The following is a 270-nucleotide window of genomic DNA, read 5'->3' on the forward strand; positions in this document are numbered from 1 at the left end:
GCTTGACCGCCAATCCACTCGGAGAGCCGCTGCTGGGCAGAATCCAGTTGTTGTCGCAACGCAGTCAGCCGATCATCCAGCCGGGTGAGTTCCAGTTTTGCCCGGATAATATCCTGCTGTCGGGCACGCCCCAGCGCGGAGGAATAACTGGCTTTGGAGGCAAAATCCCTAGGACCCCACCTAGAAATGAAAGTTGATACCCCTCTACAAGCCACGGCAGACGGGGGCTTCAGAGGTTTTTGCAATATATGGAGGCAAAATCCCTAGGAC

The 270-nt window shown here is 55.6% G+C and carries 1 protein-coding gene; it reads left to right on the forward strand.

Going from position 1 to position 270, the window contains the following annotated elements:
- On the forward strand, positions 1-197 hold a 197-nt coding region (locus A3763_RS29505; protein ID WP_231872134.1), incomplete at its 5' end, for a hypothetical protein.
- Positions 198-270 lie beyond the last annotated feature (73 nt).

Source organism: Oleiphilus sp. HI0128, from assembly GCF_001635365.1.